General features: G+C 71.7%; 8 protein-coding genes and 1 pseudogene. 2 read left to right on the top strand and 7 right to left on the bottom strand.

Features of this window, described 5'->3' with window-relative positions; genetic code table 11:
• Positions 1–105: 105 nt before the first annotated feature.
• Positions 106–1,232 (bottom strand): annotated as a pseudogene (locus MET2598_RS35985) (IS701 family transposase); the annotation flags it as partial.
• Between the two features lie 24 nt (positions 1,233–1,256).
• A complete protein-coding gene (locus tag MET2598_RS35980) occupies positions 1,257–2,063 on the bottom strand; it encodes a tyrosine-type recombinase/integrase (RefSeq protein ID WP_018260155.1) in 807 nt (268 codons plus the stop codon).
• Between the two features lie 390 nt (positions 2,064–2,453).
• Here MET2598_RS35980 and MET2598_RS0105650 point away from each other — a divergent pair, with 390 nt between their 5' ends.
• Both MET2598_RS0105650 and MET2598_RS0105645 read left to right on the top strand, forming a co-directional pair.
• Complete coding sequence (locus MET2598_RS0105650; protein WP_018260154.1) at positions 2,454–3,290, top strand: universal stress protein; 837 nt, start codon at positions 2,454–2,456, stop codon at positions 3,288–3,290.
• Between the two features lie 106 nt (positions 3,291–3,396).
• Positions 3,397–5,895: a phosphoketolase family protein gene (locus MET2598_RS0105645; protein WP_012333352.1), complete on the top strand. Its 2,499-nt coding sequence runs from the start codon at positions 3,397–3,399 to the stop codon at positions 5,893–5,895.
• 53 nt (positions 5,896–5,948) lie between these two features.
• Here the strand turns inward: MET2598_RS0105645 and MET2598_RS0105640 are convergent, their stop codons facing one another.
• From MET2598_RS0105640 to MET2598_RS0105620, 5 genes are all read right to left on the bottom strand, one after another.
• A complete protein-coding gene (locus MET2598_RS0105640) occupies positions 5,949–6,158 on the bottom strand; it encodes a TOBE domain-containing protein (RefSeq protein ID WP_012333353.1) in 210 nt (69 codons plus the stop codon).
• 202 nt (positions 6,159–6,360) lie between these two features.
• A complete protein-coding gene (locus tag MET2598_RS0105635) occupies positions 6,361–6,645 on the bottom strand; it encodes a ferredoxin family protein (protein WP_012333354.1) in 285 nt (94 codons plus the stop codon).
• 40 nt (positions 6,646–6,685) lie between these two features.
• On the bottom strand, positions 6,686–7,993 hold the full coding sequence (locus MET2598_RS0105630; RefSeq protein WP_012333355.1) for an FAD-dependent oxidoreductase: 1,308 nt from the start codon (positions 7,991–7,993) through the stop codon (positions 6,686–6,688).
• Positions 7,994–8,004: 11 nt separating this feature from the next.
• Positions 8,005–9,114 carry an electron transfer flavoprotein subunit alpha/FixB family protein gene (locus MET2598_RS0105625; protein ID WP_018260153.1) on the bottom strand — a complete coding sequence of 370 codons (1,110 nt, stop codon included), beginning with the start codon at positions 9,112–9,114 and terminating at the stop codon, positions 8,005–8,007.
• Positions 9,115–9,127: 13 nt separating this feature from the next.
• Positions 9,128–9,982, bottom strand: a complete 855-nt coding sequence (locus MET2598_RS0105620) for an electron transfer flavoprotein subunit beta/FixA family protein (RefSeq protein WP_018260152.1) — start codon at positions 9,980–9,982, stop codon at positions 9,128–9,130.
• Positions 9,983–10,022 lie beyond the last annotated feature (40 nt).

Here is a 10,022-nt window from a genome sequence, read left to right as displayed (position 1 = left end):
GAAGGTGGTGGCGGGTGTCACTTTCCGGGACGGGACCGAGGTCGTCGCGAGCCCAGATCACCGCGCCGCCTGACCGCCTCCGTCACCCAAATTCCTGCATAGCTCGTGGAGGCCGGTCCAGGAGCGGCCCTCGAAGTGGTCGAGGCCAAGCTCCTCCTTCATCTGCTGGTGGGCCTGCTCACAGATCCAGCGGGCCTTGATCAGTCCGGCCAGCTGCTTGAGCGTGGCCTCTGCCGGCAGGTTCGAGAGATAGTACTTGCGCTCGCCCGAGGGGCGGAACTCGCCCACCAGCCAGACCTCCTCGCCGGGGAGGTGCTGATGACCCATCGCGCCGATCCGCTGGGTCGGACCGTCAGCGGCCCGCACGCGCACGGCGCAGAAGCGGGCTCTGAGCCGCCCCTTGGTGCCGCGCCGCCACGTCACGACGCGTCCGGCCAGATCCTCCAGAACGGTCTCGGCGGCGATTGAGGGCTGATCCGGCACGTGACGCTGGCGCGGGCGGCCACGCCCGGCCACGGGGAAGACCATCGCGACGTCGAGCGGGTAGACCTTGTTGCGCCGGGTGATGCCGACCGCCCAGGTCAGGCCGCGATCGCTCAACGCCTGCCGGAACGGGGCGGAACTGCCGTAGCCGGCATCGGCCAGCACGCAGCCGAAGCGCGCACCCTCGGCACGAACCCGGTCGATCTCCGCCAAGGCGATCTCGGCCTTGGTGCGCGGGCGGCGCAGATCCTCCGGCACGCCCACTCGTGCCATCCGGTCGGGATCGCCCGTCCAGACCTCGGGCAGGAACAGCCTCAGCCCGACAGCAACAGGCACCTCGCCGCGGGCGAGCGTGAGCGAGACGAGCGTCTGGCAGAGTTGGCGTTCTTGCCGAGCGTGGTGGCGTATTGCGGCGCGACCCCGACCGAGTGCGCGCCTTTCTTGGGCAGGGCCGTGTCATCCACCACGAGGATCGCGTCCGGACCACCGACCAGCCGGTCGGCCTCCGCGACGAGCGCCCGCTCCAAGGGGGCCGCATCCCAGATCCCGGCGGCAATGAAGTGGTGCAGCCGGTCGTAGGAGACGCCCGCGGACCGCGCCGCCATGGGCTGGACGCTCTTGCGCTCACCCAGTCCGATCAGGCCGGCGACGTAGAGCGGGCACATCGCGCGGCGGGCTGGATGCGACAGGGCCGTCAGGAACGGCTGGAGCCAGCGGGACAGGTCTCCATGCCAGTCGTCTGCTGCCATCGCGACCATCCGCGCTGGACCATCCTACCAGGCGAACCCGCCGCTCCGGCCTCTCGTTCCTTCAACCTGCCAAAGTAGTGCTAGCACCTCGCTGGTGCGTGCGGCGGTCAAGATCAGGAACTCGAAAGCGAGTCGGGCCACCTCGCCCTGATCGGATGCGCGTAGCCGGGCCACGAAGGTTGGAACCTCGGCGTACGAGAGGGCGGCGTGGTGCTCGTCCCGCTCACCTTGCTTCGGCAACCCCTTCGCCACACCATCTACTGGGTTGTCACCAGAGCGATGGCCGGCGGCTTTGGCCCAGTCGAGCACGGTGCCGATGCGCTGGCGTACGCGCCGCGCAGTCTCCGGCTTCGTCAGCCAGATTGGCGCGAGGGCGCGCAGCACGTCAGGGGTGTCGATTTGATCAACGCGGCGGGATCCAAGGTGCGGGACGGCGTACCTGCGCAGTGTCGTGATCCACTGCGCGGCGTGCTTCTCGTTCCGCCAAGATGCCTTGTGCTCGGCATGCACCTGCTCGGCCGCCTCGGCGAAGGTAGGTACGGCTGCCGCCGTGTTGCGACGCTCCGCCAGAGGGTCACCGCCGTCGCGAGCAAGCTTGCGGTAGGCGAGGGCCTTTTCACGGGCCTCGGCTAGGGACACGAGGCTGAGTCCACCGAGCCCTATGTCGCGGCGTTTACCCTGAACGACGATGCGAAGGAGCCAGCGTTTCGATCCTGATGGCTCAACCACGAGGTAGAGGCCGTTGCCGTCAGCGTAGCGGCCGGGCACCTTGAGGGCACGCACCTGCACGGAGGTAAGGGCTTTGTCAGGGTGCCTGCCTTTGCCGCCCATCGTAGCGTCCGTCGAACTATGACCACCCACATTTTAGCCCACAATAGATGCGGGATGTTCGCGGATTGCAATGGGCAAAGCTGGATGAACTGAGCAGGGCGCTTGTGTGGTTATGTATCTGAAACTGTAATGGTTCTTGCACGCTGCGCGTCCTTCTCGGACCTGGCCGGACAATTAGATTGGGCAGACTCCCCCTCCGCCCCGCACCCGTGGGACGCCTCGTCCGGGGCGGCGCCCCGGCCCGACACCCGCTCCGGCTCGGGTCGATCCGGATCAGGTTGCGCCCGCGGGAGAGGAGCACCTTGCGCAGGATCAAGGCCCGGCCGGGGGGAGGGGGCATCCTCCCCCCGCGGCCGGGGAGGGCCCGGCCGCACCCGGAGACCCGCCGCCATGCTCGACGCCCTCAGGAGCCTCCTCATCGAGATCACCGAGACGTCCGGCGTGCAGACGCCCTCGGCGGCCCTCGCCTACGGCCTGTCCCTGGCCCGGCAGGCCGGGGCGCACGTGACCGTGCAGGCGATGACGGTCGAGATCGTGGTGCCGAATGCCTGGATCAGCGGCTTCGCGGCCTCCCTCGCCGCGACCGAGAACGAGCGGCTGCGCGGGCTCGCGCGGGCCGCCGCGGAGGCCGCGCGGGCCGAGGCGGCGGCGGGCCTGCGCTGCACCGCCCGCGCGCAGGCGCTCAGCGCCGCCGAACTCTTCGCCGGCCTCGCGGCCCGGGCGCGCCTCAACGACCTCACGCTCCTCGACGCGGAGCCCAGCCTGCTCGCCACGCAGCGGGGCCTGATCGAGGACCTGATCCTGTACGGCGGCGGCCCGCTCCTGGTCGTCCCGCCCGCCTGGACGGAGTTCCGCGCCGGCCGGGCCGTGGTCGCCTGGGACGGCAGCGCCGCGGCCTCCCGCGCGCTGCGCGACGCGCTGCCCCTGCTGCGCCAGGCCCGCGACGTCCACGTCGTCACCGTGACGGCGCCGGGCCGGTCCGACGAGGCCGTGCCGGGCGCGGAGGTCGGCCCCTTCCTGGCGCGGCACGGCGTCGCCGCGACCCTGGTCGACCTGCCCGGGGAGGACGGCGTCGCCGGGACGCTGCGCCGGCACGCGGTCCAGGCGCGGGCCGACCTCCTGGTGATGGGCGGCTTCGTCCATGCCCGCCTGCGCGAGATGGTGCTCGGCGGCGTCACCGCCGCCCTGCTCACGGACTGCCCGGTGCCCCTGCTCCTCGCGCACTGATTGACCGCACCCGAACCGTGATCCACGTCAATGACGAGCCGGCCCGGCTGGTGAAACTCCCGGTTGAGGCCGGGCGCGACCGCCGGCCGCGACGCGGAGCGATGCGATGACGGGAACGGCGGGAACGACGCGGGCGACGGCTTCGGTGCGGGGCAGGGACGGGTCCGTGCCCGGGCCCCTCGCCCCGCACGACCTCGCCGGCCTCGACGCCTACTGGAGGGCGGCGAACTACCTCTCGGTCGGGCAGATCTACCTGATGGAGAACCCGCTGCTGCGCGAGCCGCTGACGCCCGCGCAGGTGAAGCCGCGGCTCCTCGGCCACTGGGGCACCACGCCGGGGCTGAACTTCATCTACGCCCACCTGAACCGGGTGATCCGCGCGCGCGACCTCGACATGATCGCGGTCTGGGGCCCGGGCCACGGCGCGCCGGGGCTGGTGGCCAACGCCTACCTGGAGGGCACCTACAGCGAGATCTACCCGGACGTCGCCCAGGACGAGGCCGGGATGGCCCGCCTGTTCCGGCAATTCTCCTTCCCGGGCGGGATCCCGAGCCACGCCTCGCCGGAGCTGCCCGGCTCGATCCACGAGGGCGGCGAGCTCGGCTACTCCCTCGTCCACGCCTTCGGGGCCGCCCTCGACAATCCCGACCTGATCGTCGCCTGCGTGGTGGGCGACGGCGAGGCCGAGACCGGGGCGCTCGCCGCCTCCTGGCACTCGGCGAAGTTCCTCGACCCGCGCCACGACGGCACCGTCCTGCCGATCCTCCACCTCAACGGCTACAAGATCGCCAACCCGACCATCCTCGCCCGCATGCCCGAGGCGGAGCTGAGGAGCCTCCTCGTCGGCTACGGCTACGACCCGATCATGGTGGCGGGCGACGAGCCCGCCCCGATGCACCAGGCCATGGCGGCGGCCCTCGACGACGCCCTCGACCGCATCGCGCGGATCCGGCACGAGGCCGCGGCGGAGCGCCCGCGCTGGCCCATGATCGTGCTGAGGAGCCCGAAGGGCTGGACCGGCCCGGCGCAGGTCGACGGCAAGCCCGTGGAGGGGACCTGGCGCGCCCACCAGGTCCCGGTGGCGGCGATCCGCGACAACCCCGAGCACCTCGCGATCCTCGACGCGTGGCTGCGCTCCTACGCGCCGGAGACGCTGTTCGACGCGGCCGGGCGCCTGCGGCCCGACCTCGCCGCCCTGGCGCCGCGCGGCGAGCGGCGGCTCTCCGCCAACCCGCAGGCCAATGGCGGGCGCCACCCCAAGCCCCTGCGCCGGCCGCCCCTCGCGCAGCACGCGATCCCGGTCCCGGCGCCGGGCGCCACGGAGGCGGAGGCGACGCGGGTGCTCGGCGGCTACCTGCGCGACCTCCTCTCCCTCAACGCCGAGGCCCGCAACCTGCGCATCATGGGGCCGGACGAGACCGCCTCGAACCGCCTCGACGCGGTGTTCGGGGTGACGGACCGCGCCTGGCAGGAGCGGATCCTGCCCGGCGACGAGCATCTCGGCCGCTTCGGGCGGGTGATGGAGGTGCTGAGCGAGCAGCTCTGCGAGGGCTGGCTCGAAGGCTACCTGCTCACCGGCCGCCACGGCCTGTTCGCGAGCTACGAGGCCTTCATCCACGTCGTCGACTCGATGGTGAACCAGCACGCCAAGTGGCTGAAATCGGCCCGGGCGCTGCCCTGGCGGCGGCCGGTGCCGTCGCTCAACCTGCTGCTCTCGTCCCACGTCTGGCGCCAGGACCACAACGGATTCAGCCACCAGGACCCGGGCTTCATCGACTTCATCGCCAACAAGCGGGGCGACACCGCGCGGGTCTACCTGCCGCCGGACGCCAACACCCTGCTGTGGGTGGCGGATCACTGTCTGGGCACGCACGACCGCATCAACGTCATCGTGGCCGGCAAGCAGCCGGCGCCGCAATGGTTCTCCCCCGAGGCGGCGGCGCGCCACTGCGAGGCCGGGCTCGGCGTCCTCGACTTCGCCTCGACGGAGGGGCAGGGGGAGCCGGACGTGGTGATGGCCTGCGCCGGGGACGTGCCCACGATGGAGACGCTCGCGGCGGTGGACGCGCTCCGCCGCGCGGTGCCCGACCTCGCCATCCGCGTCGTCAACGTCGTCGACCTGATGACGCTGGCCTCGCCCGACGCGCACGAGCACGGCATCGACGACGCGGCCTTCGACGGGATCTTCACCCGGGACCGGCCGGTGATCTTCGCCTATCACGGCTATCCCTGGCTGATCCACCGGCTCACCTACAAGCGGACGAACCACGCGAACTTCCACGTCCACGGCTTCATCGAGGAGGGGACGACGACGACCCCCTTCGACATGGCGGTGATGAACCGCCTCGACCGCCACCACCTCGCCATCGCGGCCCTGCGCCGCGTCCCGCGCCTCGGCGCCCGGGCGGGCCGGGTCGAGCGCGCCCTGCGGGAGCGGCTCGCCATCCACCGCGAGCACGTCTGCCGGACCGGGGAGGATCTGCCCGAGATCCGCGACTGGCGCTGGGGGGAGGGGGAATGGCCGCCGGCCGCCTCCGCGGATCCGTCCCGCGAGGAGGATGCGGATCCGCGCGACCTCGAGGCGGGCTGGCAATTCATGAGCTGAGGCGGCGGGGCGCGGCCCGGCGCGCGAGGCGCCCGGGCCGCGCCCCGGGAGGATCAATCCACCGCGACCATCACGTCCGACGCCTTCACCACCGCGTAGGCGTCGCCGCCGGCCGCCAGGGCGAGCGCGTCGACGGATTCGTTCGTGATCGAGGCGGTCACGATCTGGCCGGGCGCGATCTCGATCTTGACGTGCGCCGTCGTGGCGCCCTTCTCGACCGAGACCACCTTGCCCTTCAGGACGTTGCGTGCACTGATCTTCATGTTGCCTCCAGGACGGGATCCGGGGGGAACCCTCCGGCGCGACGTTACCGCACCGCCGGATCGCAGCATAGACGGTTCGTCGGCGGCGCGAAATCTTTCGTTACTCTGGGTCATGGGACCGAGATGCGGCGGCGTGCCGAGGTGATCCGCCCGGCCGTCCCGGCCGGGCGCCCCGCCGAACCGCGCGACATCTTCGCGCCCCTCAGCCGAACTTGAACAGCACCCCGAAGCCGCCGCGGGGATAGTTCCACTCGATCTCCCCGGACGGCTCGCACAGCACCCGGCAGGTGCCGCACTCGAAGCAGCCGTCCGGCACCACCTCGACCTGCCCGCCGTCGCTCAGGCTGTAGCAGCCCGCGGGGCAGAGCCGCGTCATGGCGAGCAGGTTGGGCGACGGCTCGACGTGGGGCGCGATGCGGATGTGGGGGCGCCCCACATCCACCACGTAGCGGTTCTGGTAGAGCTTCTCTTCGACGCGCGCGGTCATGACGGGCCTCCGGTGATGCGGTGGATGGGGTGGCGCCCGCTCAGCGCCACGCGCGGGCGACGCGCACGGCGTCGCCGATCAGCCCCGGCAGGGAGCGCCGGCGCACGACGCTGCGCCAGGTCGCGCGCTCCTTCTCGCGCTTGGGCACGCCGTCGACGCGCAGGAAGTTCTGGGCCGCCTTCGACATCAGCTCCGGGTAGGTGAGGAAGAAGTTCTTGGAATGGGTATGCAGCAGGGCCGGCATATCCTTGTACTTCTTCATGTCCTTCATCACGAAAGACTCCTCGACCATCTTGCGGTAGAGGGCGAGATTGGCGGCGGTCGGGGGAAGGCGCCGGCTCTTGAGCTGGAAGATGGCCTCGGCGGCGAGCCGCCCGGTGGTCATCGCGAGGTTCGAGCCCTCGCGGTGGATGGCGTTGTTGAACTGCGCGGCGTCGCCGACCACGACCCAGCCGTCGCCGCAGAGCTGCGGGATCGCCCTGTAGCCGCCCTCCGGGATCAGGTGGGCGGCGTATTCCTTCACCTCGGCCCCGGCGAGCAGCGGGGCCACCGAGGGGTGCTTCTTGAAGGCGTCGAGCAGCCCGTAGGGCGTCTCGGCCCCGTCGCGGTAGTCGGAGACGAGGCAGCCGAGGCCGACCGACAGGCTCTCCTTGTTGGTGTACAGGAAGGCCATCCCGGTCATGCCGCGGGAGATCGTGCCGATCGCCTCGATCACGACGCCCTCATCCTCCCGCAGGTTGAAGCGGGCGTCGATCGTCTCGGCGGGCAGGAAGTGCATCTCCTTGACGGCGAGCGCGACGTGGTCGGGGCGCGGGATCGGCCGCAGGCCGGTCCGCGAGCCGAGGAGCCCGTTGACGCCCTCGGCCAGCACCACCACGTCCGCGTGGACGACGCCCCCGCCCCGGTCCGTGCGCACCCCGATCACCCGGCCCGAGGGGTCGCGGATCAGCTCGGTCGCGGTCGTCTCGCAGAGCAGCGTCGCGCCCGCCTCCTGCACCTGGCGCGAGAACCAGCGGTCGAACTGGGTGCGGATGATCGTGTAGCGGTTCGGCTTCTCCTCGTTGAAGTCGTCGGAGCGATAGTGCATGCCGACATGCGAGGTGCCGTCCATGATCCAGAGGCGCTGCTCCAGCACGTGGCGCTCGAGCGGCGCGTCCTCGCGGAAGTTCGGGACGAGCTGCTCCAGCATGTCGGCGTACAGGATGGCGCCCTGGACGTTCTTGGAGCCGGCGGTCTCGCCGCGCTCCAGCTGCAGCACCTTGAGGCCGCGCTTGGCCAGGGTGAGCGCGCAGGCGTTGCCGGACATGCCGGCACCCACCACGATGGCGTCGAAGGTCTCTACGGTCATGGCGGGGCTCCTCAGCCGGCGAGTCGGTCGCGGGAATGGGGCGAGAGGCGCCGCCGGAAGGCCTCGGTCAGCGCCGGCAGCAGCCGGATCGCGTCGGCCACGACGCCCACATGGGCGAAGTCGAAGATCGGCGCGTTGGGATCGGTGTTGATGGCGACGATGAGGTCGGCGCCCTCGACCCCGACCCGGTGCTGGATCGCGCCCGAGATGCCGGCCGCGATGTAGAGCTTCGGGCGGATCGTCTTGCCGGTCTGCCCGATCTGGCGGTCGGAGGTGATCCAGCCCTTCTGCACGAGGGGCCGGGAGCCGCCGAACTCGGCTCCGAGCGCCAGCGCGAGGTTGCGCACGAGCTGGAAATTCTCGGCCGATTGCAGGCCGAGCCCGCCCGCCACCACCACGTCCGCGTAGGCGAGGTTGGCCCTGGAGGCGTCCCGGTCGGCCACGAAGGACAGGACCTTGGTGACGATGTCCGCCTCCGCCATGGCGAGGCCGCGGGCGATGACCGGGCCGACCGGCCGCTCGACCCGCGCCGGCATCGGCATCACCCGCGGGCGCACGGTCGCCATCTGGGGCCGGTAGTTCAGGGTGTAGATCGTGCAGAGCAGCGAGCCACCGAAGGTCGGCCGGGTCGCGCCGAGCGACTTGTCGGCGTCGACGTCGAGCTCGGTGCAGTCGGCGGTGAGGCCGGTGAGCAGGGTCGTGGCGACCGAGCCCGCGAGGTCGCGCCCGAGCGTGGTGGCGCCCAGCAGCAGGATCTCGGGCTTGTAGGCGTCGACGAGGTCGGTCAGCGCCTTCGTGTAGGGCTCGGTGCGGTAATGGGCGAGGACCGGATCCTCGCAGAGATAGACGCGGTCGGCGCCGTAGCAGAAGGCCTCCGCCACCGCCGCGCGGGTGCCGCTCTCGGGCGCGCCGATCACCACCCCGGCGAGCGAGACGCCGAGCTTGTCGGCGAGGCGCCGCCCGGCCCCCATCAGCTCCCAGGAGACCGGGTGGACCTGGCCCCGCTCCAGTTCCACGAACACCCAGACGTGCTGGTAGGCCCGGAAATGCTCCGGGAGCTCCTTCTTCATCCCGGCGCGGCCGCCGGCCGCCGGCTTCGACTCGGGCTTGGCTTGGCTCATGGCGTCCTCCTGATCACTGGCCGGCCGCGAGGCGGGCGAGGTCGTCCTCGGGGCCGGGGCTGCGGGCGAACAGCGCCTCGATCAGCCCCTCGGCGAGGCCCGCCGCGTCGCGCCCGTGGGTCGGCACCAGGGCGGCCTTCTCCGCCCGGGACGCGGGCGCGAAGACGCGCTTGACGACCGTGGGCGAGCCGCGCAGGCCGCAGCGCGCGATGTCGGCGATGCCGGCCTCCCTGGCGCTCCAGGTCACGATCTCGGCCCGGGCGGCGCGCAGGGCCTCCGCGAGGCTGCCGCGCCGCATCTCGTTGATCCCCTCCAGCACCGTCACGAGGCAGGGCAGGCGGGTCCGCAGCACCTGCACGCCGCCCTCGGCGCGCCGCTCCACCGTGACGGAGCGGGCCGCAAGGTCGAGTTCCGCGATCCGCGCCACGTAGGTGAGCTGCGTCAGGTTCAGGCGCTTGGCGATGCCGGGGCCGACCTGCGCGGTGTCCCCGTCGATCGTCTGCTTGCCGGTGAAGACGATGTCGGGCGGCCCCCAGGTCTCGCCGATCCGGCCGATCGCGGTCGCGAGCGCGAAGCTCGTCGCCAGCGTGTCGGAGCCCGCGAAGACGCGGTCGGTGAGCAGCACCGCCCGGTCCGCCCCGAAGCCCAGGGCCTTGCGCAGGGAATCCGCCGCCATGGGCGGCCCCATGGTCAGCACCGTCACCTCGCCGCCGTGGCGGTCGCGCAGCCGCAGGGCCGCTTCGAGCGCGAACAGGTCGTAGGGATTGATGATCGTCGGCACGCCCTGCCGCATGATCGTGTTCGTCACCGGATGCACCCGGATCTGTCCGGAATCCGGCACTTGCTTGATGCAGACCACGCTGTGCATGTCGCTCACCCTGCTGGAAGCGCGGCGAGATCGCCGACTC

It is taken from the genome of Methylobacterium sp. WSM2598, assembly GCF_000379105.1.
In the GTDB taxonomy this organism is placed as follows: domain Bacteria; phylum Pseudomonadota; class Alphaproteobacteria; order Rhizobiales; family Beijerinckiaceae; genus Methylobacterium.
The sequence above is the reverse complement of the archived record's forward strand: the minus strand, read 5'-3'. Positions and strand labels throughout refer to the sequence as shown.